21 protein-coding genes are annotated in these 25,293 nt (G+C 64.7%); 6 read left to right on the top strand and 15 right to left on the bottom strand.

Annotation, left to right across the window (positions count from 1 at the left end; translation table 11 throughout):
• Nucleotide 1: 1 nt before the first annotated feature.
• From dxs to AUR_RS18390, 4 genes are all read right to left on the bottom strand, one after another.
• Complete coding sequence (gene dxs, locus AUR_RS18405; protein ID WP_062096186.1) at nucleotides 2–1,975, bottom strand: 1-deoxy-D-xylulose-5-phosphate synthase; 1,974 nt, start codon at nucleotides 1,973–1,975, stop codon at nucleotides 2–4.
• A gap of 186 nt (nucleotides 1,976–2,161) precedes the next feature.
• Nucleotides 2,162–4,969, bottom strand: coding sequence for an aconitate hydratase AcnA (acnA, locus tag AUR_RS18400; RefSeq protein ID WP_062096185.1), 2,808 nt, complete (start codon nucleotides 4,967–4,969; stop codon nucleotides 2,162–2,164).
• 218 nt (nucleotides 4,970–5,187) lie between these two features.
• On the bottom strand, nucleotides 5,188–6,552 hold the full coding sequence (locus tag AUR_RS18395; protein ID WP_021473099.1) for a class I SAM-dependent RNA methyltransferase: 1,365 nt from the start codon (nucleotides 6,550–6,552) through the stop codon (nucleotides 5,188–5,190).
• The gene (locus AUR_RS18390) at nucleotides 6,549–8,525 is read right to left on the bottom strand and encodes an APC family permease (protein WP_128397229.1); all 1,977 of its coding nucleotides are present in this window, start codon (nucleotides 8,523–8,525) and stop codon (nucleotides 6,549–6,551) included. Before AUR_RS18390 ends, AUR_RS18395 begins: the two co-directional genes overlap by 4 nt.
• A 137-nt stretch (nucleotides 8,526–8,662) precedes the next feature.
• Between AUR_RS18390 and AUR_RS18385 the strand changes: the two genes are divergently transcribed.
• Nucleotides 8,663–9,334, top strand: a complete 672-nt coding sequence (locus tag AUR_RS18385; RefSeq protein WP_021473101.1) for a potassium channel family protein — start codon at nucleotides 8,663–8,665, stop codon at nucleotides 9,332–9,334.
• Nucleotides 9,334–10,071, top strand: a complete 738-nt coding sequence (locus tag AUR_RS18380; RefSeq protein ID WP_062096184.1) for a potassium channel family protein — start codon at nucleotides 9,334–9,336, stop codon at nucleotides 10,069–10,071. The genes AUR_RS18385 and AUR_RS18380 overlap by 1 nt, the downstream gene beginning before the upstream one ends.
• On the opposite strand, the gene AUR_RS18375 is transcribed toward AUR_RS18380, so the two are convergent.
• The 4 genes from AUR_RS18375 to dut all read right to left on the bottom strand — a co-directional run bounded on the left by AUR_RS18375 (nucleotide 10,038) and on the right by dut (nucleotide 12,595).
• Complete coding sequence (locus tag AUR_RS18375; RefSeq protein ID WP_021473103.1) at nucleotides 10,038–10,841, bottom strand: DUF3159 domain-containing protein; 804 nt, start codon at nucleotides 10,839–10,841, stop codon at nucleotides 10,038–10,040. The two genes, AUR_RS18380 and AUR_RS18375, sit on opposite strands and share 34 nt — an antisense overlap.
• Nucleotides 10,838–11,218 (bottom strand): hypothetical protein, encoded by a 381-nt coding sequence (locus AUR_RS18370; protein WP_021473104.1) that lies wholly within the window; start codon nucleotides 11,216–11,218, stop codon nucleotides 10,838–10,840. The genes AUR_RS18375 and AUR_RS18370 overlap by 4 nt, the downstream gene beginning before the upstream one ends.
• On the bottom strand, nucleotides 11,211–11,933 hold the full coding sequence (locus tag AUR_RS18365; protein ID WP_021473105.1) for a DUF3710 domain-containing protein: 723 nt from the start codon (nucleotides 11,931–11,933) through the stop codon (nucleotides 11,211–11,213). The genes AUR_RS18370 and AUR_RS18365 overlap by 8 nt, the downstream gene beginning before the upstream one ends.
• 125 nt (nucleotides 11,934–12,058) lie before the next feature.
• A complete protein-coding gene (gene dut, locus AUR_RS18360) occupies nucleotides 12,059–12,595 on the bottom strand; it encodes a dUTP diphosphatase (RefSeq protein ID WP_021473106.1) in 537 nt (178 codons plus the stop codon).
• A gap of 73 nt (nucleotides 12,596–12,668) precedes the next feature.
• Here dut and AUR_RS18355 point away from each other — a divergent pair, with 73 nt between their 5' ends.
• Complete coding sequence (locus AUR_RS18355) at nucleotides 12,669–13,166, top strand: DUF3093 domain-containing protein (RefSeq protein ID WP_052474229.1); 498 nt, start codon at nucleotides 12,669–12,671, stop codon at nucleotides 13,164–13,166.
• On the opposite strand, the gene AUR_RS18350 is transcribed toward AUR_RS18355, so the two are convergent.
• Entirely contained in the window at nucleotides 13,163–13,462 is a 300-nt protein-coding gene (locus AUR_RS18350; RefSeq protein ID WP_021473108.1) for a DUF4193 domain-containing protein, read from the bottom strand. The genes AUR_RS18355 and AUR_RS18350 overlap by 4 nt on opposite strands.
• Nucleotides 13,463–13,797: 335 nt before the next feature.
• Here AUR_RS18350 and sepH point away from each other — a divergent pair, with 335 nt between their 5' ends.
• Nucleotides 13,798–15,165 carry a septation protein SepH gene (sepH, locus tag AUR_RS18345; protein ID WP_062096182.1) on the top strand — a complete coding sequence of 456 codons (1,368 nt, stop codon included), beginning with the start codon at nucleotides 13,798–13,800 and terminating at the stop codon, nucleotides 15,163–15,165.
• A 9-nt stretch (nucleotides 15,166–15,174) separates the two neighbouring features.
• Here the strand turns inward: sepH and AUR_RS18340 are convergent, their stop codons facing one another.
• From AUR_RS18340 to AUR_RS18325, 4 genes are all read right to left on the bottom strand, one after another.
• On the bottom strand, nucleotides 15,175–15,879 hold the full coding sequence (locus AUR_RS18340) for a thymidine kinase (protein WP_021473111.1): 705 nt from the start codon (nucleotides 15,877–15,879) through the stop codon (nucleotides 15,175–15,177).
• Nucleotides 15,872–17,083, bottom strand: coding sequence for an alkaline phosphatase family protein (locus AUR_RS18335; RefSeq protein ID WP_062096180.1), 1,212 nt, complete (start codon nucleotides 17,081–17,083; stop codon nucleotides 15,872–15,874). Before AUR_RS18335 ends, AUR_RS18340 begins: the two co-directional genes overlap by 8 nt.
• Nucleotides 17,080–17,805 carry a DUF5998 family protein gene (locus AUR_RS18330; protein ID WP_021473113.1) on the bottom strand — a complete coding sequence of 242 codons (726 nt, stop codon included), beginning with the start codon at nucleotides 17,803–17,805 and terminating at the stop codon, nucleotides 17,080–17,082. Before AUR_RS18330 ends, AUR_RS18335 begins: the two co-directional genes overlap by 4 nt.
• A 90-nt stretch (nucleotides 17,806–17,895) precedes the next feature.
• Entirely contained in the window at nucleotides 17,896–20,583 is a 2,688-nt protein-coding gene (locus tag AUR_RS18325) for a bifunctional acetate--CoA ligase family protein/GNAT family N-acetyltransferase (protein WP_128397228.1), read from the bottom strand.
• A 54-nt stretch (nucleotides 20,584–20,637) separates the two neighbouring features.
• On the opposite strand from AUR_RS18325, the gene AUR_RS18320 reads away from it, so the two are divergent.
• Nucleotides 20,638–23,157, top strand: a complete 2,520-nt coding sequence (locus AUR_RS18320) for a DNA gyrase/topoisomerase IV subunit A (protein ID WP_062096176.1) — start codon at nucleotides 20,638–20,640, stop codon at nucleotides 23,155–23,157.
• A gap of 59 nt (nucleotides 23,158–23,216) precedes the next feature.
• Here the strand turns inward: AUR_RS18320 and AUR_RS18315 are convergent, their stop codons facing one another.
• Nucleotides 23,217–23,600, bottom strand: coding sequence for a VOC family protein (locus AUR_RS18315; RefSeq protein ID WP_021473116.1), 384 nt, complete (start codon nucleotides 23,598–23,600; stop codon nucleotides 23,217–23,219).
• A gap of 128 nt (nucleotides 23,601–23,728) precedes the next feature.
• Between AUR_RS18315 and AUR_RS18310 the strand changes: the two genes are divergently transcribed.
• Nucleotides 23,729–24,247, top strand: a complete 519-nt coding sequence (locus AUR_RS18310; protein ID WP_021473117.1) for a DinB family protein — start codon at nucleotides 23,729–23,731, stop codon at nucleotides 24,245–24,247.
• A gap of 4 nt (nucleotides 24,248–24,251) precedes the next feature.
• Here the strand turns inward: AUR_RS18310 and AUR_RS18305 are convergent, their stop codons facing one another.
• A complete protein-coding gene (locus tag AUR_RS18305; RefSeq protein ID WP_062096175.1) occupies nucleotides 24,252–25,292 on the bottom strand; it encodes a GNAT family N-acetyltransferase in 1,041 nt (346 codons plus the stop codon).
• Nucleotide 25,293 lies beyond the last annotated feature (1 nt).

Below are 25,293 nucleotides of genomic sequence, written 5' to 3'. Positions count from 1 at the left end.
CTCACAACGTGGGCAAGCTGCCGGTGGTGGGGTGGGCCTGGCCTGGCAAGGGCCGCGCAAAGGGGACCTTGGTGCCCAAAACCTGGGCAACGACGTCGTGGGTTATCTGTTGGGCCGTCAGGCCGACGCGCTCCAGCACTTGGCTGCGGGATCCGTGGACGAGGAACTCCACCGGCAACCCGACTTCGTTGAGGGCGGTGTCCACTCCAGCAGCACGCATTTCCTGCCGGATCCGCGAGCCCACACCGCCGGCACGGACTCCGTCCTCGATGCAGATCACCAAGCGATGCCGGGCAGCGAGGGCAATGATCGACTTCCGGACCGGCAGGACCCAGCGCGGATCCACCACCGTGGAGCTAATGCCTTGGGCACCCAAGCGGCCGGCCACGTCCAAGGCGAGTTCGGACATGGCTCCCACGCTGACGATCAGGACGTCGTTTTCCGTGGACCCTTCCGGACGGCGCGCCAGGACGTCGACGCCGTCCTTGAGCCGCTCGATCGCTTCGACCTCCTTGCCGACGCTGCCCTTGGAGAAGCGCACCACCGTTGGAGCGTCATTGATGGCCACGGCTTCCCTGAGTTCTTCGCGGAGCCGGGTTGCATCGCGGGGCGCAGCCAGATGCAGGCCCGGGACGATCTGCACCATTGCCATGTCCCACATGCCGTGGTGGCTGGGCCCGTCAGGACCGGTCACGCCGGCGCGGTCAAGGACCACCGTGACGCCGGCCTTATGAAGCGCCACGTCCATGAGCAACTGGTCGAAAGCGCGGTTCAGGAACGTGGCGTACACAGCCACCACGGGGTGGAGGCCGCCATAGGCCATTCCAGCTGCAGACGTCAGCGCGTGCTGTTCGGCGATACCGACGTCGATGACGCGTTCGGGGTGGCGCTCGGCGAACTTGTGCAGTCCCACGGGGATCAACATGGCCCCCGTGATCCCGACGATGTCCTGGCGTTCGTCCGCGATGTCCGCGATCTCCTCGGCAAAGACCGACGTCCATGAGCGCGCGCCGGGGGTCTCGGTGGACTCTCCGGTCTCCGGGTCGATGATCCCCACTGCGTGGAATTGGTCGGCCTCGTTGGCCAGTGCCGGGGCATACCCGTGGCCCTTCTCCGTCATGGCATGGACGATCACCGGACCGCCGTACGCCTTGGCGGTACTCAGGGCGTGTTCCAGCGCCTGGAGGTTATGGCCGTCAACAGGGCCGATGTACTTCATCCCAAGGTCCTCGAACATGCCCTGGGGCGCCCACCAGTCCTTGATGCCCTTCTTCATCGCGTGCAGGCTCTTGTACGTGAACTGCCCTACCGGACCGCCGTTCTGGAGGCGTTTCTTCCACCAGTCCAGCATGCCTTCATAGGCGGGAGCAGTGCGGAGGGAATCGATGGTGGGGCGCAGCGAGGCAAGGTAGTCTGCGAGGCCGCCAACGGTGGGTGCATAGGAGCGTCCGTTGTCGTTGACCACGATCACCACGCGCCGGCGCTTATCGGCAGCGATGTTGTTGATGGCTTCCCACGTCATGCCGCCCGTCAGCGCTCCGTCGCCGACGACGGCGACGACGAACCGGTCGCCCTCGCCCGTCAGCTGCCGGGCCCTGGAAATACCATCCGCCCATGACAGGGACGAGGATGCGTGGGAGCTTTCCACAATGTCATGCTCGGACTCGGCACGGTCCGGGTAGCCGGACAGACCGCCTTGCTGCCGCAGCGTGCTGAAATCCTGCCGGCCCGTCAGCAGTTTGTGCACGTAGGACTGGTGCCCTGTGTCAAAGACGATGCTGTCCCGTGGGGATTCGAAGGTCCGGTGCACGGCCATGGTCAGTTCCACAACGCCAAGGTTGGGCCCCAGGTGACCACCGGTTGCGGCTACGTTGGTGATCAGGAAGTCCCTGATCTCGCCGGCCAACTGATCCAATTCGGAGCTGGTCAGGCCGGCCAGGTCCTGCGGATCCTTGATGGTTTCCAAGAGTCCCAAAGGCCCTCCTTACGTGAATGACGTGCTTGTTAACTTTAGCGCGTTGCCCGCACCCTTGAAGCCCATGGACGCCACCGCCATGATCCGTGCGCGGCTGGACCGGCAATAAAAAGCAGGCAGCCCCTGCCGGTCGAGGACCAGCAGGGGCTGCCTGGCGGGTAATTCGGCGGTAGGCCGGCCGACTCCTTATGCGGAGATCTGGCGCAGCACGTACTGCAGGATACCGCCGTTGCGGTAGTAATCGGCTTCACCCGGGGTATCGATGCGAAGCACTGCGTCGAAGGACTTGGACGATCCGTCCTCGGCCGTTGCAGTGACCTTCAGCGTCTTGGGCGTGGTGCCGTTGTTGAGTTCGGTCACGCCCTCCACGGAGAAGGTCTCCGTACCGGTCAGGCCGAGGGTCGCAGCGGACTCCCCTGCGGGGAACTGCAACGGAAGGACGCCCATGCCGATCAGGTTGGAGCGGTGGATACGCTCGTAGCTTTCGGCGATGACTGCCTTGACACCCAGGAGCGCGGTGCCCTTGGCTGCCCAGTCACGGGACGAACCGGAACCGTATTCCTTGCCTGCCAGCACAACCAGCGGGGTGCCGGCTGCCTGGTAGTTCTGGGCTGCGTCGTAAACGTAGGCCTGGGGACCGCCGTCCTGGGTGAAGTCGCGGGTGAAGCCACCCTCGACGCCGTCCAGAAGCTGGTTCTTGATGCGGATGTTCGCAAACGTACCGCGGATCATGACCTCGTGGTTGCCACGGCGCGAGCCGTAGGAGTTGAAGTCCTTGCGCTCCACGCCGTTTGCCAGCAGGTACTGGCCGGCAGGCGTGTCCGACTTGAAGGAGCCGGCCGGGGAGATGTGGTCGGTGGTGACCGAATCGCCGAGCTTCAGCAGGACGCGGGCGCCAGTGATGTCCTGGACGGGGTCCGGCTGGGCCTTCATGCCTTCGAAGTACGGGGGCTTCCGCACATAGGTGGAGTCCTCTGCCCAAGCGAAGGTATCGCCGGCGGGGGTATCGAGGGCCTTCCAGCGCTCGTCACCTTCGAAGACACCCTCGTAACCCTTGGCGAACATGCCCTCGTCGATGGAGGAGTCGATGACTTCCTGCACCTCGGTGGGGTTCGGCCAGATGTCCTTGAGGAATACCTCGTTGCCTTCGGAGTCCGTGCCAAGGGCATCGGTTTCGAAGTCGAAGTCCATGGTGCCGGCCAGGGCGTACGCGATGACCAGCGGCGGGGAGGCCAAGTAGTTCATCTTGACGTCAGGGTTGATGCGGCCTTCGAAGTTGCGGTTACCCGACAGGACAGCCGTAACGGAGAGGTCGTTGGCCTGGATGGCCTCGGAGATTTCCGGCTCCAGCGGGCCGGAGTTACCGATGCAGGTGGCGCAGCCGTAACCGACGATGTAGAAGCCGAGCTTCTCCAGGTACGGGGTCAGGCCGGACTTCTCGTAGTAGTCCGTGACGACCTTGGAGCCGGGTGCGACGGAAGTCTTGACCCACGGCTTGGACGTCAGGCCCTTGTCCACGGCGTTGCGTGCCAGGAGCGCGGCAGCAAGCATGACCGAAGGGTTGGACGTGTTGGTGCAGGAGGTGATCGACGCGATCGAAACGGCGCCGTGGTCCAGCTCGAACTCGCGGCCATCGGCCGTCTTTACCTGGACGGGCGACGACGGGCGGCCGTTCGCACCGTTGGCCGCGGAGGCGGCGCGTGCGGTCTCGGTGGTGTGCGAGTCCGCGTGCGTGAAGGACGGAGCGTCCGAGGCCGGGAAGGACTCGTCAAGCGCCTCATCCACGCTGCCGTCTTCGATGGTGACGTAGTTGTGGATGTCCTTGCGGAACTGCTCCTTCGCATCGCTGAGCTCGATGCGGTCCTGGGGACGCTTCGGTCCGGAGATGGAGGGAACCACGGTGGAGAGGTCCAGTTCCAGGAACTCGGAGAAGCGGAGTTCGCGGGAAGGATCGTGCCAGAGGCCCTGTTCCTTGGCGTACGCCTCAACCAGTGCGATGTTCTCTTGGGAACGGCCGGTCAGGCGCAGGTAGTCGAGGGTGACGTCGTCGATCGGGAACATGGCTGCGGTGGAACCGAATTCCGGGCTCATGTTGCCGATAGTGGCGCGGTTGGCCAGCGGCACGGCGGCTACGCCTTCACCGTAGAACTCAACGAACTTGCCCACAACACCGTGCTTGCGAAGCATTTCGGTGATGGTCAGGACGACGTCGGTAGCGGTGGCACCGGCGGGGATGCTGCCGCTGAGCTTGAAGCCAACGACGCGCGGGATGAGCATGGAAACAGGCTGGCCGAGCATCGCTGCTTCGGCCTCGATGCCGCCGACGCCCCAACCCAGCACGCCCAGGCCGTTGACCATGGTGGTGTGCGAGTCGGTACCAACGCAGGTGTCCGGGTAAGCGCGGAGCGCGCCGTCCACTTCACGGGTCATGACGGTGCGTGCCAGGTATTCGATGTTGACCTGGTGGACGATTCCGGTTCCCGGGGGAACAACCTTGAAGTCGTCGAACGCGGTTTGTCCCCAGCGCAGGAACTGGTAACGCTCACCGTTGCGCTGGTATTCGATCTCCATGTTGCGCTCCAGCGCGCCGGCGTTGCCGAAGGCGTCGATCTGGACGGAGTGGTCGATGACCATTTCGGCAGGTGCCAGCGGGTTGACGCGCTTGGGGTCGCCGCCGAGTTCCTTCACGGCTTCACGCATGGTGGCAAGGTCCACTACGCAGGGCACGCCGGTGAAGTCCTGCATGATGACGCGGGCCGGGGTGAACTGGATTTCCGTGTCGGGCTCCGCATTGGGGTCCCAACCGGCCAGGGCGCGGACGTGGTCAGCCGTTATATTGGCGCCATCTTCGGTCCGCAGGAGGTTTTCAAGCAATACCTTGAGGCTGAACGGAAGGCTGTCTGCGCCCTCTACGGAGTTCAACCGGAAAATTTCATAATCGGTGCCGGCTACATTCAGTACGCCTTTGGAACCGAAGCTGTCCACAGTGCTCATGGCAGGACTCCTCTCGCAACAGTTTCATCTTTGTCGCGTGGTTGGCCGCAGGCCAGTTAGGCAGCCCTAACTTGGTCCCGCGGCACGTGCTCTTGATCACCCCGGCCCGAAGGCCGGGATCCAACCGCGGCACTGAACGGAGCGGGACTACTTAAAGGCAATCGTAGTGGCTCGAATCACTATTGCCCCACTACTGTGCGGGCCTGTTGCCCCCGGACCTATGCTCCGGGGATGAGCAAGCCCACGGTTTCCATGTGATGGGTGTGCGGGTACAGGTCGAACGCCCGCAGGTCCGACAGCTGCCAGCCACCCCGCTGGAAGTAACCCAAATCACGCGCAAACGATGCCGGATCGCATGACACATAGGCAATTGCACGGGGGCCGCTCTCCATGAGCTGCCGAACCACGGCCTTGCCCGCCCCTGCCCGGGGCGGGTCCAGGATGAGGGCATCAAAGTTCCTCTGCCGCTGGTGGAGTACGCGCTCAACGCGCCCCTGCACGATTTCGACCTGGCTTTGGCCATGGAGGTTCTTCTTCGCGTCGCGGCTCGTTCCCGGCGAACCCTCCACCGAAAGCACCGAACCGGTAATTCCCACGGCATCAGCGAGGGGTGCCGTGAACAGCCCGGCACCGGCATAGAGGTCCGCGACGACGGCACCGGGCTGGAGGTAGACCCCGCCCGAGAGGTAGTCGGTGACCGCATTGACCAACGTGGCGGGTGCATCCTTGTGGATTTGCCAGAACCCCTCCCCCGTCACCCGGTATTCGTGGCCCGCCGCCGATTCCTGCACCCAGGTCCTGCCGCGGAGCCGGACCACCTGTCCGTTGGGTTCGAAGCCGGCAACCGACACGTCCTCCGGCAAGGCGGACGCTATGGAGTGCAGGCGCTTGGGGCTTGTCCCTTCGCGGGGAGCCAAGAGCACCAGGGGCCTCGAACCGTTGGCAGGCGCGGCGACTTCCACGCGCTCGATCCCGGTCAGGTCCACCTCCCACAACCGCAGCTGATTGATGCCGGGGTGGGCAAGCGGCATCTCCCGCACCGGAACCACAACGTCCGAACGGTGGGCGTGCATACCCAGCCGGCCGTTGTCCGTGACCGCAAAGGCGGCACGCGTACGCCAGCCGAGGCCGCCGTCGTCGTCGTTTCCCACAGCCTCGACAGGCACGGACAGTTCCACTCCCGCCAACCGTTTCAACTGTTCGGCGAGAACCTCGGACTTAAGTGAGCGTTGCCGCTCCAAGGCAATGTGCCCGAGCTCAGCGCCGCCCACGGGCGGGCCACCGCGCCGCCAGGCGGAGGGTGAATCGGCGCTCTTCCAGATGTGCGGCACGCGGTCGGGTGAAGGTTCCAGGACGTCGACGACGTCGGCACGCCAGAAGCGCGATTCCGCACCGGAGTCGGTAAGCCGGATACGTGCCTTTTCGCCGGGTATTCCGTGGCGGACGAAGATGACCCGCCCTTCATGCCGTGCCACGAAGTGGCCCCCGTGGGCAATAGGACCGATGTCCACCACCAGTTCTGTGCCTGGAGCGCCCTGGCTGCCCGCTTCGTGGGACCGGGTGGAAGTTTCCTTGGGGGTCATTGGGTATCCTGCAGTGCCTTTGCTTCTTCGGAGGACTTCAGCTGCCACGGAACGCTGGCGACCATGACACCGGGTTCGAAGTGGAGCCGCGTCTTGATTCTCAGTTCGGTTTGGTTATGGACCAGCTGTTCCCACCATTTGCCCACCACGTATTCGGGGATGTACACCACGATCAGGTCCCGCGGAGAGTCTTTCCGCATGTTCTTGATGTATTCCATGATGGGCGTTACCGTCTCGCGGTAGGGACTGGCGAGGACAGTCAAGGGTACGGGAATTTCCAGCTTCTCCCAATCCCGGACCGTATGCTCAGTCTCTTCTGCGTTGATGTCCACCGTGATGGCGTCCAGGCGGGAAGGACGGGATGCACGGGCATAGGCAAGCGCACGAAGCACCGGTTTACGGACATGGGAGACCAGCAGGACTGCGTGCACCCGTGTGGGCAGTGCGCGGGGCGAAGAGTCTTCGTCGACGGCCAGTTCCTTGGCGACGTTGTCATAGTGGGCCCGGATGCTCCACATGATCAGGAACAGGATGAACATGGCCAGGAGGGCGATCCACGCGCCCTGTTCGAACTTGGTGATCAACACGATCACCAGCACCAGCGCAGTCATGCCGAAGCCCACCATGTTGATGGTGCGTGATTTGATCATCCTCCGCCGGAGGGCTTTGTCCCGGACGAGTTTCAACTCGCGGCCCCAGTGCCGCACCATGCCCAGCTGGCTCGCCGTGAACGAGATGAACACGCCCACGATGTACAACTGGATGAGCTTGGTGACATCGGCATCGAACGACAGGATCAGCACCAACGCGCCCGCGGCCAATGCCAGGACGCCGTTGCTGAACGCCAGCCTGTCGCCACGCGTGCGGAGCTGTCTGGGGAGGTATCCGTCCTGGGCGAGGATCGAACCGAGGACCGGAAAGCCGTTGAAGGCGGTATTGGAGGCAAACACCAGGATGATGCCGGTGGCTGCAACCACAATGTAGAAAGGAATCGACCCGGCGCCGAAGATCGTGTGTGCGATCTGGCTGATGGCAGGGTTCTGGATGTATCCCTCAGGGAGGGGCTTGCCGTCCACCAGGAACTCGGTTGCAGGGTCCAGGACGATGTGCACCTTGGTGGCATTGGCCAAATATAGGATGCCGGCCAGCATGGCTGCTGCGATGGCCCCCAGCAACAGCAGCGTCGTGGCTGCGTTCTTGCTCTTTGGCTTCTGGAAGTTGGGCACGCCGTTGCTGATGGCCTCGACGCCGGTCAGCGCAGCCGCACCGGAGGAGAACGCACGCAGGAGCAGGAAGGCGCCGGCGAGGCCCACCAGTCCTTCGTCGAATCCGGGCTGCGGAACAATGGTGAAGTTGGCTGAGGGAGCCTCGCCCAGCTGCCCGGTCAGCGCCTGGAAGATGCCAACCACCGTCATGCCCAGGATGGAGGCCATGAAGATGTAGGTCGGCACGGCAAAGACGCTGCCGGCCTCCTTGACGCCGCGCAGGTTCACCAGGGCAAGGACCACGACGCCGACACTGGCAATGAGGGCCTGCTGGCCGTGCAGTGAAGGGATGGCAGTCGTCAGATAAGTGGCCGCCGATGACATGGACACGGCAACCGTGAGGACGTAGTCCACCAACAGTGCCGACGCCACGGTGAGTCCCGCATACTTGCCCAGGTTCACATTGGCGATCTCGTAATCGCCGCCACCGGACGGGTAGGCGTGGACGTTCTGCCGGTAGGAAGCAACCACCGTGAGCAAGACCACCATGACGGCGAGTCCCACCAGCGGCGAAAAGGCAACGGCACTGACCCCGGCCAGGGCGAGGGTCAGAAGGATCTCATCCGGCGCGTAGGCCACGGAAGAAAGCGCATCCGAGGCGAAGACCGGCAGCGCAATGCGTTTGGGCAGCAGGGTATGGGACAAGCGGTCATTCCGGACCGGCCGACCCACCAATACCCGCTTGGCCGCATTCAGTATTGTCAGCACTCCGCAAAGCTACTCTGAATCCCCGGCGATGTCATGACGGCAAACCCCGGCGGTGTCATGACGGCGGTAACGTCAAGGCGACGTTCGCACCGGTAAAGTCATACGGAGCGGTTTGGATACATCAAAAAGGAGACACGGTGGCGCACTTCGTGATCATGGGTTGTGGCCGTGTTGGCGCAACCTTGGCACACACCTTGGAAGACTCCGGCCACTCGGTGGCCATCATTGACCAGGACGAGCGGGCCTTCCGCCGCCTCCGCAACACTTTTACCGGCCGCAAAGTAACGGGCGTCGGCTTCGACCGCGATACCCTCAAGCAAGCCGGCGTTGAAGAGGCCTACGCATTCGCGGCCGTTTCCAGCGGCGATAACTCCAACATCCTGGCCACCCGCGTGGCACGGGAAACGTTCCACGTCGCGCACGTTGTGGCCCGCATCTACGACCCCGGCCGCGCGGAAATCTACCAGCGCCTTGGCATCCCCACCGTGGCGGCGGTGCGGTGGAGCGCGGACCAGGTCCTGCGCCGCATCCTCCCCGAGCAACACCTTGCCGGTGACTACCGGGAACCGTCCGGCCGGCTGGTGCTGGCCGAAGTTGACCTCCACGACGGTTGGATAGGCCAGAACCTCGCCGCCATTGAGGCTGCAGCCGGCATCCGGATCGCGTTTCTCACCCGGTTCGGGGAAGGCCTCCTTCCCGGGCCCGGAACGTCCTACCAGGAGGGTGACACCGTCCACGCGATGATCAGCGTTGACAGGACAACCGAGATCAGCCGTGTCCTCGCCAAAGCACCTGCCAAGGAGTCGTAGTGAAAGTTGTCATCGTCGGCGCCGGCAGCGTTGGATCCTCCATTGCGCGCGAACTCCTGGCCCACAACCACCAAATACTCCTCATCGACCTGAAACCCGAGGTCATCGGCCGCAGCGGACTCCGCGGTGCCCGATGGCTGGTGGGTGATGCCTGTGAACTCAGCACCCTGCAGGACGCCAAACTGGAGGACGCCGACGTCGTGGTTTCCGCAACCGGCGACGACAAGGTGAACCTGGTGGTTTCCCTGCTAGCCAAGACCGAATTCGGCGTGGGACGAACCGTCGGCCGGGTCAACAATCCCAAGAACGACTGGATGTTCAACGACTCCTGGGGCGTGGACGTCGCAGTCAATACTCCGCAATTGATGACGGCGCTGGTTGAAGAGGCCGTCGAAATCGGGGACATCGTCCGGCTCCTGACGCTGCAGACGGGCGTGGCGTCGATCGTCGAGTTCACCGTGCCGCATGACTCGCACATCATCGGCAGCACGGTGGGAGACATCGAGTGGCCGGAGGATGCCACCCTGGTGGCCATTCTCCGTGATCAAGCCCCCATCACGCCGAGCCGCGACGACGTCCTGGACGGCGGCGACGAGCTCTTCTTCGTCACCACGATCGCGGCTGAAGACGGGCTGCGCGCACTGCTCTCCCCGGGATCAACGGACGGCAGCGACCATCGCGAGGGAGCAGTTCCGGTCCCGGATCAGTCCGTGGAGGACGACGGGTTCGACGGCTGAGGCGCAGGCTTGGTGACCAGCCAGGCAACCCATAGGCCCAAAATGTACAGCGGCGCGCCCATGAGGAGCCTCGTGGTGGCAAGCGCGGTCAGCCCTTCCTCACCCATGAGGTACAGCGGAACCTGCACTATAAGGCGCAGGGCCAGGACGGCCACCACAATCCATGTGCCCAGCTGATAGACCCGCAGGCGTTCGGGGTCCTTGCGCCAGTCCAGCCCTTCGTTCCGGACAAAGCCGAACAGCAGCCCGGCGAGGGGCCATTTGAGGATGATGGACAGGACCATGCCCGCTATGTAAGCGGCATTGGTCAGGAAACCCAGGACATAGAAGTCTTCGGCCTTCCCGGTGCTGTTGGCCAGCCACGCGGAAATACCGACGCCGACCACGCCGGCCAGCGCTTGGGTCAACGGCCGCTTTTGTACCAACCGCACCACCGTGAAGACGGCGGCAGCAGCCAGGGCGCCGACCAAGGAGAGGGGCAGGTCCCGGGTAATGGTAAAAGCCACCAGGAAGACCAGGCCGGGCAGGATACTTTCGGCAATTCCCTGGATTCCGCCGGCCGACTTCAGCATGTCAACATGGCCGGCGCTGTTGCGGTGCAGGCCCGCTTTTTGGGCGTAGCCCGCTGCAAGGTCCGCCACAGTAGGATTTGCGGTTCCGGATTCAGGGGCAACCCGCCGGTGATCGGCAGCCGGGCCGTCCGGAGTGCCTTCGGAGGGCGGCTGAGGCGGGTTGCCGTCTTTGGGATCGGATCCGTTGGCCACGGTCATTGGTTCTCCTGACGGGAAAGTATTTCGTACCGGGGGTTGAACATGGTGGGAAGCCCGCCGACCGGGGCCACCATGCCGTTCAAACGCAGCTGGACCCCGGCTTCGATGCCGGGCACCCGGGTGCGGCCCAACCACACGACGCGCAGCCGCTGGTAGGACTTCCGGGAACTGCCGCCCCTGCCCGCCAACAATGAGCCATGCTCCAACGCATCAACCACGATTGCGGAGAAGAACGGTTGCTCGCTGGGCGGCTGATGGGTGACGGACTCAATAAAACCCGTACAGGTGGCCCTGCCGCGGACCGGCAAGTCCTTAATGCCCTGACCGGAAGGCCCGGAGCGGCCTCCCCGGGCGGGCAGCCCTGGTGATTCAGCCAATCTGGGTGATCTCCGGGCCCCGTTCCGGACGCTGGACTCCGGGTCCACCCTGGGGCGCCGGCGGTTGGGCCGCGGCATCCTTGGGCAGGCGCAGCTGGAGCAGTTCCCTTGGCGGCATCGGGTTTCCACCGCGGACCACAACCACCTGGCGGAAGAGATCCTCCAGCGGGGCAGCAGCCTCGCGCTCCAGGGCCGCAGCTCCGCCAAGAACGCCCCGAAGGAACCAGCGCGGGCCGTCCACACCCATGAAGCGGGCAGCACGGTATCCGCGGCTGCCATCGGCGGCTTCGGCGGGAAGCTTGGCGACCAGTTCGATTCCGAAAGCGCCTTCGATCTCTTCCGATTCACCGCCCTGGCTGGCCACGGACTGGCTGATCTGCTCCCGGATCTCCTCCCAGAGGCCCTCGGAGCGTGGCGCGGCAAATGCCTGGAGCTGGAGGCTCGAACCGCCCAGGTCCATGGTGACTGCCACCACGCGCTGCGTGGCTTCCTCCACCTCGAGCCGCAACTGCAGGCCTTCGGTGGGAGCGATCAGGAGGGCGCCCAGGTCTACGTAGCCGTCGCGGTCCTCCACTTCGTCGATGTCCCACGGGCCCTTGCTCTGGCGGAGGTCGCCCTTGCCGGGTTCTCCCGCTGCGGAGCCGCCGGTGCTTTCCAGCTCGGAGTCTGCGGATTCAGGCCGGTCAGCCTTGGACTTCTTGCGCCCAAAAACCATGTGGGTTGTCTCCTTAGTAGTGGTCTATCCCCCAGTAAACCGCAACCGCGTCAAAGTACGGCAATGCCGGAGGGGCTGCTCTTTCACGCGTGAAATGTATGCCTTGGCGGGTCGCCTGCCCCGGATCAGGCGACGGGCGTGGCGAAGCCTCCGGTGGAACCGAAGCCACCGGCACCCCGTGCCGACCCGCTCAGTTCGTCGACGGCCACGAAGCGCGCGTACTCAACGCGCTGGATCACCATTTGGGCAATTCTATCGCCGCGCTTCAGTTCGATGGCCTTGTGCAGGTCCGTGTTCAGGAGCGTCACGGCGATTTCGCCACGGTAGCCTGCGTCCACGGTGCCGGGGGCGTTGACAACGGTCAGGCCGTGCTTGGTGGCCAATCCGGAACGGGGGTGGATCAGCGCCACGAAACCGTTGGGCAGGGCAATGGAAACGCCAGTGGGAACCAGCTTCCGTTCCCCCGGTGCAAGATAAACGTCTTCACGGGCGCGGAGGTCGGCGCCGGCATCACCGGGGTGGGCGTAGGACGGTGCTTCGAGTCCCTCGTCAAGCATCTTCAACCGGACCTCGAGCGTCGGAGCTCCATAGGTCCCATGGTTGTCGGTTCCCGCCCCGCTTGCGCCGGCGTCTGTGCTGAATACTGCGGTCTCGTTGCTCACAGTCGTCCATTCTACGTGGGTCCACGCCGACGGATAAGCTGGGTGCATGCCTACGCCTGACCAGTCCGCCTCCATGCCTGCCCGGAACGCTTCTTCGGCGCCGGAGTTCCTCTTCAAGGAAAAACTCTGGCCCTCGCCATGGATCTGGGTCATCTCCGTGGGGCTTTCGGGTGCGGGAATCCTGATGTTCTCCCCCATCAGCGCTGCCGCCGGCATCATCGCCGCACTGGTCCTGCTCACGATCATCGCCACGCTGCTGATCCTGTCGACACCCACTATCACCGTCTCCGGCACCAACCTGCGCGTCGGGCGGGCCAGCATCGAGCGCAAGTTCGTCGGGACCGTTGAATCCTTTCGGGGCGCCGAAGCCACCGCCGAGCGCGGCCCGCGCCTGAACGGACTCGCCTTTATGTGCTTCCGGGGCTGGATCGATCCCGTGGTGAAGATCCAGATCACCGATCCGGCCGACCGGACCCCCTATTGGCTCACGTCGTCACGCAGACCGGAAGAACTGGTGGCTGCCCTGACCGAAACCGGGGCCCTGACCGAAACCCGGGAACAGCGCCCTTAGCCCTCGCACTCCGTGCAGTAGAGGTGCCCGTTGCGCTCCGCAGCAATCTGTGAACGGTGCTTCACCAAGAAGCAGTTGAAGCACGTGAATTCGTCCGCCTGCGGCGGCATCACCTGGATGAGCAGTTCTTCGCCGGAAAGGTCCGCTCCGGGGAGTTCGAAGCCCTCGGCCAGTTCAGTCTCGTCGACATCCACCGCCGAGGATTGTTTTCCCGGCTGACGCGTCTTGAGCTCCTCGATGGAGTCCTCGCTGACGTCTTCCTCGGTCTTCCGAGGGGCATCGTAGTCCGTGGCCATGGTCCTTCTTCGTCCTTAATACAGGCAGTGGTTTTGGGCCGGGCAGTTCGCTGGGCGGCACGCCCGTATGTTCACATGTAACGCCGGGCACCGCGTTTTTGTGCCCGATTATCGGCCAGATTTTCCTCCTCCCGGCAGGCTTTGTCCATAGGGTCCGCAACCGGTCCGAGCACCCGGAAAAAACGGCGCACTTCGCCGCCAAGATCGACTCGATGGGCCGCCAATATCACCGCTTTGAGCGCCAATATCACGGCACGCCCTTTCTCCTAACAGGAAAAGGCCTGCTTGGGTGGCAGAGTTTCGAATGTCAGTTATGCCATGTGGTGGAGGGTGTTATGCAGGATCTACGGCTGGTAGGCGTCCACGACGACGGCGGGCATCTGCTCCTTAGCGGACCCGGCGGTGCGATGTTCCAGCTTCCGATCGACGAGGCCTTGCGTGCCGCGGCGAGCCGGACCCCTGCCCAGGTTGCCGCGCGGGCATCGATCACTCCCGTGGCCATGTCGCCCCGGGACATCCAGGCCCGGATCCGCAGCGGCGCCACTGCAGCAGAGGTCGCCGAACTTTCCGGCCTCCCCCTGGCCAACGTCCAGCGGTACGAAGGCCCTGTCCTCGCTGAGCGTGACTACGTGGCCCAGCAAGCCCGCAAGGTTGAAGTGGCTTCCCCGGTACCCGGCCACGACGCTTACCGCACTGCATTCGGGGACAACCCCGCCACCCTTGAAGAGATGGTCGGGCACCGGCTGTCGGCACACGGCATAGACCCCTCCACCGTTGAATGGGATTCCTGGCGCCGGGCAGACGGTTCGTGGACCGTCGTCGCGCGTTTCGAGGCCGTACCGGCCGCGGCCGGAAGCATCGGGGAGGAACCGCCGGCCATGTGGACTTTCAGTCCGCAACGGAAGGCACTGCAGAACGCCAACCGGTGGGCGCAGCAGCTCAGCGAACTCGAGCCCCTTGATGGCCCCGTCCCGGCCCGTCGCCTGACGGCGGTTTCGGACCGTCCGTTCGACTTCGAAGCCGATGCCCAGGCTGCCGGCCGCGCCGCGGCCAAGGATTCGGACAACCTCCTGGAAATGTTGCGCTCCCGCCGGGGGCAACGCCTGGGCGTGGACGAGGACGCGGACGACGCCCTGGCCGTGTTGCTCAGCAACGTGCCAGCGGCCCACCCGAGGCCCGAGGACGACGGGTCAGCCGAGGAAACCGGCCAGGACCCCGCCGTCGAAATCCCTGCCGAGTCTCCCCCTGCGCGCAAGGACAGCCGCCAGTCAATGTTGAGCAGGCTCAGCCTTGCGCCGCGGCATTCGGACGCGGACGACGCCGACGATTCCCTCCGGCTGCACGACGGCGTCAGTACGGAAACCCGCGAAATCACCGTGGTTGCCGGCCCCCTTCGTCCTGTGGCCCCTTTGGAGGGTCGCAAGGCCCCAAGCGAGCCGCACCCTGAAGAGGAAGCCAAGGACAGTGTCAAGCCTGCTGCTACGGTGAAGCGCCCCGGCCTGGATGAGCTGTTGGGTGGATCGGCCTCTGCGGAAAGCCGGACCTCACGCGTGCACACGGCAACAGAGCACCAGGACACCGAGGCGAAGGAACGCCCTGGAGCAAAAGGCGACGACGCACCCGTGGAACGGCAGCCCTCACGCCCCAAGCGCTCCAGCATCCCCAGCTGGGACGAGATCGTGTTTGGTGCCCGCGGCGACTAAGCGTGGCGACTAAGCCCGTATGTCGCCCGCGCCGGGCCACAGGCACGCGTCGACGTCGAACGGCAACGTCTGGTCCGAGCCGGCCATGAGGTTGGCACCATGGGCCGTAACCCTCCGCATGTAGTGCCGCCGGCACAGGGTCTCGTACCCCACCAGGCCAGCGGGTTCCACGTCGCTCCCGCTGGAAGCGACGTCACCTACCATCACCTGTTCGCCTTCCACCACCATGATGCCGTTGACTGTCCTGGCGTTCTGGGTAGCACGGCGGCCGCACCAGCAGAGAGCCTCTACCTGCAGGACCTGGACCCTGTCGGCAAGCTCGATCAGCCGCTGGGACCCGGGAAACAGCTTGGTCCGGAAATCGGCGGTGATGCCGAACGCGAAGACGTCCACGTCCATCTCGTCCACGAGGCGCGCCAATTGCTCCACTTGCGCGGGGGCATAGAACTGGGCTTCATCACAGATGAGGTAGTCGACGCGGAGCCCGCTGGTTCTGCGGATTACTACCTCGTCCCAGAAGTCTGTGCTGCCGTGCACTTCAACGGCATCCGTCTGCAGGCCGAGCCTGCTGGAGATGGTGGAGTCACCGGCGCGGTCATTGCAGCTGAACCTCACCCCTCCCCTGCCCCTGGCCCGGTGGTTGTAATCCATTTGCAGGGCGAGCGTGGATTTTCCGCAGTCCATCGTTCCGGAGAAGAAAACCAGCTCAGCCACGGGCGCCTTTTCTGCCCGTCGCCGTAAAGCAAAGGAACGGGATTTCCCTTTCGGCTTTGGTCAGGGAACCATGCTGGCCCACGACTTCCATGGCGGCAGGGCGCACGCGCCGGGCATCGTAAAGAGCGAGGGTGTCCCGGGCCGCGATCATGACATCACCGATCCGGGGAGCAACCTGGGCCTGGACCTCGCCGAAAAGCCCGGCCGCTATGGCCTGCTCGCGGGTGAAGACCCATACGCGCTCCCCGAAGCGCTTCCGCCAAGCAGCGATGAGCTCTTCCTTTACGGTGTTCCCGGCGTCCGGTTCGAGGTACAGATGGACCATGCGGGGTTCGCCGGCTGTGTGCCGGACACCTGCCACCAGCGCGGGCTCTGCCGAATAGTCCAGGCGCTGCGACTCCGGGACATCAAGCATCCCGTGGTCTCCCGTGACCACAATGGTGGTACCGGCCGGCAGGGACGCCGACAGCCGCTTCACGGTGGCGTCGAGTTCTTCGAGCTGATGCTCCCACCGTGCGGACTGGCAGCCGTAGCGGTGGCCTGCCTTGTCCAGTTCATTGACGTAGAAGTACATCAGGGACCGGGGGCTGCCGGCCATCGCCTCGCCTGCGGATGCGGTGCGTGCATGCAAGGTGGTCCCGCCGACGAAGCGGCTGCCCCGCAAAGCGGCCTGGGTCATGGGTGAATTGCCAAACTGGGGCAGGCTCACGGTAACGACGTCGACCTCGTTGGCCACTTGCTCAAAGACCGTGCGGTGCGGCTGCCAAACAGCGGGATCAACCAGGGCATCCCAGTTGCCCAGCAAATTGACAACCTTGTCCTGTGCCGGGTCCAGGACGTCGTACCCCACCATGCCGTGGTGGCCGGCCGGCCTGCCTGTGCCCAGGCTGGCGAGCGATGCTGCCGTGGTGCTGGGAAAGGCCGCGTCAATCCAGGTTGGGACGCTCCCTTGGCCGGCCGCCACGACTGAGCGGAGGAAGGGCGTGTGTGAAGCCTTCTGTTTCAGGAGCCCGCGGCCCAAGCCGTCCGCCAGGACCACGCAAACACGGTCCGCCGCGGGAAGCTTGAGGTGGTTGCTGAACCCCGGTAGGCCCAGGCTTGCCGCCGCGCTGGTGAAGACTTCCGCTATGGATTTACTGCCGAAAAGGGGCGGTGAGGGAAGATCGGGCGCCGCAAGGGGATCGGGTTGGGCAGCCACGCTCAACGCTGGTGCCCGCGGCTAAGCCGGTTGCTGAAGACACCTGAGCGTGGCCGCGGAGCGGGGATGCCGGCGTGCGGAACCGGTGTTTGCTGGCCTGTATTGACAGCGCGCAAAGCCCTCGCGAAAACTTTCGCGTCCTGGACTGCCTGGAGCCCGTCGGCCTCTGCACTGATGCGCAAGACAATGTCCTCCTGGGCGATGGTGCCCGTGTAGCCGTGGTCCGCTTCGCACTGCGGATCACCGCAACTGGCCGGCCCCATGTCCAATCGCTGTCCGCCGGACCAGGCGATGGACACGGTCAGTTCCCGCACGGGGTCCGACGGTTTGTAGTCCTGCGGCTGGGCGTAAATGTAGCTCAGCACCACGGACCGGATTTGCGCCACGGGCACGGACTCCGTGGAAATCTGCGCAACAATCTGCTCACCGGCTTCGTCCAGCTGCTGGTCGTCCACATGGGTGATGACCAGCATGTCCTCGGTGAGCACCAGAACGGTGATGTGGCGCCTGACCTCGGCACGGTCGAAATGGGTTTCCAGGTGCACCAGGTGTGACAGGCAGTCCCTGCCATCCAGGGCGTCGTTCACGACGTCGGCCACAAGGCGGGGGTAGAAGCCCGCCTGCTGCAGCGCCTGGTCCAGGCTTTGTCCCTGTGAGCTGTGGTTATGCCCGGAATGGTGGCCGGTGTTGGACGGACGGGACTGAGGCGTCGGGGACTGGGTGCTCATTCCCTTATTTTCACAGATCGCCTAAGGACTTCCTAACCGTTGTCCCCACCCCCCCTGGGCCCGCGCGTCTACCCGCGCATCAAGCAGCAGTCAGCCCCGCATCGCCCGGCGGGCACTGTCAGTGCGTTGGGCCGCGTTGGCGATCCACACATCGGCACCGAGGATGGTGGCACCTGTTGGGCCTGCAAGTACCGGGTTGAGCTCAACCAACGCGATCCCGGGATGGTCGTCCTTCAGCTTGGCCAGGCGGGCGGCGATGTCTTCCAGCGCGCCCACGTCCACGGGCGGCAGGCCTTGGTAGCCGAAGAGTTTCCGGGAGGCCCGCGGGGACCGGATGATGTCATGGAGGTCGGCGGCGGACAACGGGGGCACCCGGTGGGCCCAGTCTTCCAGGAGGTTCACCGCATCACCGGCCAATCCGAAAGACAGCACCGGACCAAGCAAGGGATCTTCCATGGCCCGGAAGGTGCACGCCTGGCCGACCGGCGCCATGGCCTGTAGTTCCAGGGACGGCGATCCGTAGGGCTTCAAAGCCCGGTGCATCTGGTCGATGTTCTGGCGGAGCGAGGCAGCGTCCTGAATGTCCAACCGGACGCCGCCGAGGTCCAGCCTGTGCCTTAGCGCCGGATCGGTCGTCTTGAGGACCACGGGCCAGCCGATCGATTCGGCTGCTGCCACGGCCTCCTCCGGCGTGCCAAACCCGAACGTGGGCACAACGTTGATGCCGTAGCCGGAAAGCAACGTTGCGGCAGCACCGGCGTCGAGCTTCCTCAGCTTTTCGCCTGTGACCCCTGACAGCATCGCGGCCAGTGTTTCCTGGGTCCCATCGGCATCGCACCCTTCGGGCTCGGCGAACAGGCCATGGTCCCTGCCCACCCACTGGGCATATTCGACGATGGCTGCCAGCGCTGCCACAGCCGAGCCCGAATTGGAGTAGCAAGGGAGCCGGGGCTTGCCGGGCCCGCCCACCAAGCCTTCCACATGGATGGAGGCGTCAAGGATTCCGGAGAACGCCGCGACCACAGGCTTGCCTGCCTCTTCGGCGCACTCCGCCAGGACACCGGCCAATGCTTCCACCGTCAATCCCCGCGCAGGCAGCAGCGCGGCCACCAGCGCATTGACGTGGTCGTCCGCCAGGACCTCCCGCACCCGCTCCCGGAAAGCCGGCAGCGCAACGGACATTCCGGCGTCGAGATCCACGTCCGTCACCGTCCGGACAATGTCCAGTCCGGCCGGAACGGCGGTATCGGCCACCACGGTGGCCAAGGCGACCGAATTGGAAAAGACCGCCACTCCGGGACCGTTGGGAAGGGGCTGCGTGGAGACCACTTGGGCAATGTCCATCAACTGTTCGATCGTGTCCACCCGGATGACGCCTGCCTGGCGCATCATGGCATCCAACGCGGCCGAGGGCGCCTGCGTAGTACGCACCTCATGACCCGGCGGGAGGCGGAGTCCGGTGACGTCCGACTTGGCGACGATCACCGGCTTGCTGCGGGACAACCGACGGGCCAGCCGGGAAAACTTGCGCGGATTGCCGATTGACTCGAGGTACAAGCCGACGGCGGAGGTATCGGGATCGTCTTCCCAGTACTGCATGGCGTCATTGCCGGAGACGTCGGCGCGGTTCCCCGCGGAAAGGAAGGAGGATATTCCGAGCCGCCTGCGGCTCGCCGCCGCGTACACGGCCACCCCGACTGCGGCCGACTGCGTGAACAGGCCCAAGCCGCCCCTTGGCGGCATGGACGGCGCCATGGACGCGTTGAGGGAAACATCCGGGTTCGTGTTGAGCATTCCGAGGGATTCCGGGCCGACCACGCGCATGCCGTTCGCCCTGGCCTGCCGGACCAGCTCGTGTTGCCGCGCGAGGCCCCGTTCGCCGTCGTCGGCGAAGCCTGCCGTGGCCACGACGAGCCCTTTGACGCCGGCGGCAGCGCAGTCCGCCACCACTGCGGGCACTTCCTCGTAGGGCACGGCGATGATGGCCAGCTGCACCGGATCGGGAATCTCGGACAGCTTGCCGAATGACAGCATGCCCGCCAGTTCGAATGCCTCCGGGTTCACCGCATAAACCGGGCCCTTGAAGCCGCCCTCGATGATGTGCTCCAGCAGTTGGTAGCCGACTGTTCCCCACTTGCGGCTGGCACCGACGACGGCCACCGACGACGGCGCCAGCAAGTCGCGTACGCTGCGCGCCTCCGCGCGGTGCTCACGGGACTCCATGACGGCCCGGGATTTTTCGGTCGGATCGATGTTGAATTCGACGCTGACCACGCCATCGTCGAACTGCCGCGTGAGGTCGTACCCGGCGTCGGCGAAGACCATGAGCATCTTCCGGTTTTCCGGGAGGACCTCGGCGGTGAACCGCCGGATGCCGTTCTCCCGCGCAGCCACGGCAAGGTGCTCCAGGAGGATGGATCCAATTCCCCGGCCTTGGTGCTTATCCGAGATATTGAAGGCCACCTCCGCTTCAGCGGGATCATCGAGCCGGTCGTAGCGGCCCACGCCCATGATTTCTCCACCGATGGTGATGACGAATGCCACACGATTGACGTGGTCGACTTCGGTGAACCGCCGGACTTCCTTGCCGGAGAGCTTGGGCTTGAAGGAGAAGAACCTCATATAGATGGAGGCCTGTGACTGGCCGGCGTGGAATGCCTGGAGTGCATCCGCGTCCTCGGGCCGAATAGGACGAAGGTGGGCGGTTCCGCCGTCACGCAGGACGACATCGGCCTCCCAATATTCCGGATAAATGCCGGCCCCGGGCTGATCCACCATAGGCTTAGCCTAGCTAAAACATCCGCAGTACACGTTTAAGGATCCACCTGCCCCATGGCCCGCAGCCAAACTTCCGCACGCAAAGGCGAGCCGCTCGGCGATTTCACCGAGACGATCGTCGACATTGACGTCACTTCCGAGATGGAGGGCTCCTTCCTGGAGTACGCCTACTCGGTCATCTACTCGCGGGCCCTTCCCGACGCCCGCGATGGACTCAAGCCCGTACAGCGGCGCATCCTCTACATGATGGCCGACATGGGCCTCCGCCCCGACCGCGGCCACGTCAAGAGCGCACGCGTGGTGGGCGAAGTCATGGGCAAGCTGCACCCGCACGGCGACGCGGCCATCTACGACGCCATGGTGCGCATGGCGCAGGACTTTTCGCTCCGGCTCCCCCTGATCGACGGCCACGGCAACTTTGGCTCGCTCGACGACGGCCCGGCGGCTCCCCGCTACACGGAAGCCCGGCTCGCGGCTGCGGCCCTGACGATGACCGACCACCTCGACGAGAACGTGGTGGATTTCGTTCCCAACTACGACAACCAGCTGACGCAGCCGGAAGTTCTTCCGGCGGCCTTCCCCAACCTGCTGGTGAACGGCACCACGGGCATCGCGGTGGGCATGGCCACCAACATGGCCCCGCACAACCTGGTGGAAGTGATCGCGGCTGCCCGCCACCTGATTGCCAATCCCGATGCCACCCTCGACGACATCATGCGGTTCATTCCCGGCCCGGACCTTCCCACAGGCGGCCGCATTGTTGGCCTGGACGGCATTCGTGATGCGTACGCCACCGGCCGCGGTTCCTTCAAGACGCGGGCCAAGGTGGAAGTGGAGCAACTCACGGCCCGCCGCACGGGCCTGGTGGTAACGGAGCTCCCCTACATGGTGGGCCCGGAGAAGGTGATCGAGCGGATCAAGGATGCCGTCAATGCCAAGAAGCTGACCGGCATCAGTGATGTGGTGGACCTGACCGACCGTAACCACGGGCTCCGCCTGGTTATCGAGTTGAAGAACGGATTCAACCCCAACGCCGTGCTGCAGCAGCTCTACCGCTACTCGCCGATGGAAGACTCGTTCGGCATCAACAACGTCACCCTCGTGGATGGTCAGCCCCAGACGCTGGGGTTGGTGCAGCTCCTCCAGGTCTACGTGGACCATCGCCTGGACGTCGTGCGGCGCCGGACCAGTTTCCGGCTCGGCAAGAAAAAGGACCGCCTCCACTTGGTGGAGGGCTTGCTCATTGCGATCGTGGACATCGACGAAGTCATCCAGGTCATCCGTTCTTCGGACGAAGCCGCGGCCGCGCGGGACCGTTTGATGTCCATTTACGACCTCACGGAAATCCAGGCCAACTACATCCTTGAACTGCGCCTGCGGCAGCTGACCAAGTACTCACGGATCGAGCTCGAAAAGGAACAGGAGGAGCTGCGCCGGGAGATCGAGGCCTTGGAAGCCATTCTTGGTTCCGACCAGCTCCTGCGTGAGCTCGTCTCGGGTGAGCTCGCCGACGTTGCCGAGAAGTACGGGACACCCCGCAGGACTGTGCTCTTGGAATCCGAGGCGGTCTCCCCCACGGTCGCGGCGTCGATGGCTGCGCCCGGCCCCAAGGGCAAGGCAGCAGCACTGCCCCTGGAGATACCGGATGATCCCTGCTGGGCGCTGCTCAGTGTCTCCGGGCAGATCGCCCGGACCTCCAACCAGGAACCCCTGGCCGAGGCCGGTCCGCGCACCAAGCATGATGTGTTCCGCTCAGTGGTCAAGACCACCGCCCGCGGTGAAATCGGTGCCGTCACGTCCCTTGGCCGCATGCTGCGCCTCCAGGTGATGGACATGCCCGTGCTGCCGCCTGTCAACGGGCTGCCCAACCTCGCCGGGGGCGTACCGGCCAAGGAATTCATTACCCTGCTCAAGGGCGAGACGCTCGTGGCGTTCGTCCCGCTGGATGCGGTCCTGGCCATCGGCACGGTGCAAGGCGTGGTCAAGCGCGTCCAGCCCGATTACCCGTTGAACCGGGAAGACTGGGACATCATTTCCCTCAAGGACAAAGATGCCGTCCTCGCCGTCGAGCCCGCGCCGGAGGACGACACCGACCTCGTCTTCATCACCAAGCAGGCCCAGCTCCTGCGCTTCAGTGCCGCCAACGTCCGGCCGCAGGGCAGGACTGCCGGTGGCATGGCAGGCATCAAGCTTGCCGCCGGGGACGAGGTCATCCACTTCGGCGCGGTCCGCGCCGGCGATCCTGCCGCCGTCGTGGTGACCATTGCCGGCACCAACGGCGCCCTGCCGGGAACCGCGCCGGGGACCGCCAAGGTGACGGCTTTTGAGGAATACCCGGTGAAGGGCCGGGCCACTGGTGGCGTCCGCGCGCACCGGTTCCTCAAGGGCGAGGACACCCTGCTGCTTGCGTGGGCCGGGCATGGTCCGGCGAAAGCTTCCTCGGCGGCAGGCGTAGCCAGGGCCTTGCCGGTGGAGCACGGACGCCGGGACGGTTCGGGAGTCCCGCTGTCCCAGCCGGTGGAAGCAATCGGGCCGAGCATGGCCGGGGCTGAATCAGGGGACGCCGCCCACTAGGGCCCGAAGGATGCATGACTGTGGGGCCGGCACATCGCCGGCCCCACAGTCATTTCCGGCTAGCCGGTTTGGTTGATGCTAAGGATGTTCCCCTCGCTGTCCAGGAACCAGGCCGCGGCGCTGCCGTCGGGCATGGTGGCTATGCCGTTTTCCGTTTTCAATCCCGGGAAATCGTAGTCTTCGAAGACCACTCCTTTATCACGCAACTCGGCCACTGTGGCCGCCACGTCGCTGACCATCCAGCCTATTTGCGTGTTCTTGGCCGTTCCGGCGTTCGGTGTTTGATAAACAAGGAAGCCGGTTCCGCCGCCGCACGTGTACTGAAGGTTGTCCTCCGCCTCCGGGTTGTCGGGGTCAAGACCGAGTTTCTCGCTGTAGAACGCGCGGGCCCGGTTCAGATCCTGTGCCGGGAGAACGGCAGCAACTTGTTGATCCTTGAGCATGGTTTTCTCTTTCCGGCTCTCCCCCCGGAACGAACTCTACTCCTGCGGCCACACGAAGCAATCGGCATTGGGCTTGAAATTTTCCGCACTGAAACACCCGGGGCGGGGAAGCCGCATAGACTGTCCGCATGCCGATCATTCCGGATGAAAAAGACTGGACCTGGGTAACGTCAAAGCCCTGCCCCGAGTGCGGCTTCGATCCCTCCACGGTCACCCCTGCCACCGTCCCGGGGAGCGTCCTGAACATGCTCCCCCGCTGGCGTGCCGTCCTCCGGCGAGGCGACGCCATGGTCCGTCCCGACGATCACACCTGGTCCCCGGTGGAATACGCCTGCCACGTGCGGGACGTTTTCAGCCTCTTTAGCCATCGCCTTGACCTCATGCTCACCCAGGATGGCGCGGCGTTCGACAATTGGGACCAGGATCAAGCGGCCCTCGACGGCGACTACGCCTCAGCCGACCCCGCGCAGGTTTCGGATGAACTCGTTTCGGAAGGGGAACAGGCGGCGGAGGCATTCGCCCGGGTCACCCAGGACGAATGGCAACGAACCGGAACCCGGAGCAACGGTTCCGTGTTCACGGTGCTGACGTTCTCCCAATACTTCCTGCACGACGTCGTCCATCACCTTCACGACGTGGACGGCTAGGCACCTACAACTGCTTTTCCCACGTCATGCTGCGGTTCACCGGGGCATAGCCCATCCCTGTGTACAAGGCGAGCGCACCCGTCGGATTGGCGGAGTCGACGTCAAGGGAGGCTACGTCCATTCCCGCCTCGGTGAAGCGGCGCATGGCTTCGGCCAGCAGAGCCTGGGCCAGTCCCTTGCCACGGTAGGCCCGCCGTACGCCCAAGAGCTCTGTATACCCTTCCTTGAAGCCGCGGTCCTTTGCGGCGTCGGGGTCGTAACTGGCCAACTGGTAGGCTGCCACCTCGCCCGTGGCGGCGTCCAGGATCACTCCGCTCCAGTCATGCCGTGCCGTGGGCTCGTGCATGGTGAAATGCCACGATTCCTCGTCCCGGGGCTCGCTCCCCCAGTGGTCCTGGAATGCCTCGTTATGGGCCAGTCGGACGGATTCGAAGAGCGATGGTTCCAAAACTTTGAACTCGAAACCGGGGGCAAGCCGGACGTCGGGCAGAGGCTGCGCCAGGGGTCTGTGCATCTCGTTGAACCAACGGATGGTGCCGTATCCCAGGCTCTCCAGGAGCCGCGCCTGATGGCTGTGCTGTTCCTCAGTCCGGATCCGCAACCGGGGGCGGCCAGTGGCGTGCCCGGCAGCCTTGTCCCGGTCAAAGCGTTTCCGCGTTTGCGCCTCCTGCCAGGCGATCACGGCCGTGCCGATTCCGCGGCGCTGCCACTCCGGGTCAACGCAGCCCATACCGGCTGCCTTGTCACCTTCCGGGTTTTTGGTGATGCGGCCATATGCCCTTGCCACGCCCTCGGTGTCGAGGCCGATCAAGGTATGGATCCTGGCCTCGTTGGTGGTGGACTCCAGGATGTGGACCAGGTCGCCGGGCTTTTCGAACCAGGAGGGATGCTCGACGGCGGCCGTCCGGGCGATGAGCGCGGCCCACGTCTCCAGATGCGCGGCGGAAGCAGGCTCCCAGCGCAGCCCGGTCGCGGCGGGGTCCGGAAAGGCATCGGCGGCAAGCTGTTGGTTGGGGACGGTCTGGGGCGAGGTCTCCTCGGGCATG

Origin of the sequence: Paenarthrobacter ureafaciens (genome assembly GCF_004028095.1) — a bacterium.
In the GTDB taxonomy this organism is placed as follows: Bacteria; Actinomycetota; Actinomycetes; order Actinomycetales; family Micrococcaceae; genus Arthrobacter; species Arthrobacter ureafaciens.
This window is presented reverse-complemented; position numbering and strand designations above follow the sequence as displayed.

Excerpts from the sequence above, each read along its gene's own strand:
- AUR_RS18375 (WP_021473103.1), bottom strand. The coding sequence starts at position 10,841 with ATGACCGTGGCCAACGGATCCGATCCCAAAGACGGCAACCCGCCTCAG.
- AUR_RS18320 (WP_062096176.1), top strand. The coding sequence starts at position 20,638 with ATGGCCCGCAGCCAAACTTCCGCACGCAAAGGCGAGCCGCTCGGCGAT.
- acnA (WP_062096185.1), bottom strand. The coding sequence starts at position 4,969 with ATGAGCACTGTGGACAGCTTCGGTTCCAAAGGCGTACTGAATGTAGCC.
- AUR_RS18325 (WP_128397228.1), bottom strand. The coding sequence starts at position 20,583 with ATGGTGGATCAGCCCGGGGCCGGCATTTATCCGGAATATTGGGAGGCC.
- sepH (WP_062096182.1), top strand. The coding sequence starts at position 13,798 with ATGCAGGATCTACGGCTGGTAGGCGTCCACGACGACGGCGGGCATCTG.
- AUR_RS18330 (WP_021473113.1), bottom strand. The coding sequence starts at position 17,805 with ATGAGCACCCAGTCCCCGACGCCTCAGTCCCGTCCGTCCAACACCGGC.
- AUR_RS18350 (WP_021473108.1), bottom strand. The coding sequence starts at position 13,462 with ATGGCCACGGACTACGATGCCCCTCGGAAGACCGAGGAAGACGTCAGC.
- AUR_RS18395 (WP_021473099.1), bottom strand. The coding sequence starts at position 6,552 with ATGACCCCCAAGGAAACTTCCACCCGGTCCCACGAAGCGGGCAGCCAG.
- AUR_RS18305 (WP_062096175.1), bottom strand. The coding sequence starts at position 25,292 with ATGCCCGAGGAGACCTCGCCCCAGACCGTCCCCAACCAACAGCTTGCC.
- AUR_RS18310 (WP_021473117.1), top strand. The coding sequence starts at position 23,729 with ATGCCGATCATTCCGGATGAAAAAGACTGGACCTGGGTAACGTCAAAG.
- AUR_RS18355 (WP_052474229.1), top strand. The coding sequence starts at position 12,669 with ATGCCTGCCCGGAACGCTTCTTCGGCGCCGGAGTTCCTCTTCAAGGAA.
- AUR_RS18315 (WP_021473116.1), bottom strand. The coding sequence starts at position 23,600 with ATGCTCAAGGATCAACAAGTTGCTGCCGTTCTCCCGGCACAGGATCTG.
- AUR_RS18365 (WP_021473105.1), bottom strand. The coding sequence starts at position 11,933 with ATGGTTTTTGGGCGCAAGAAGTCCAAGGCTGACCGGCCTGAATCCGCA.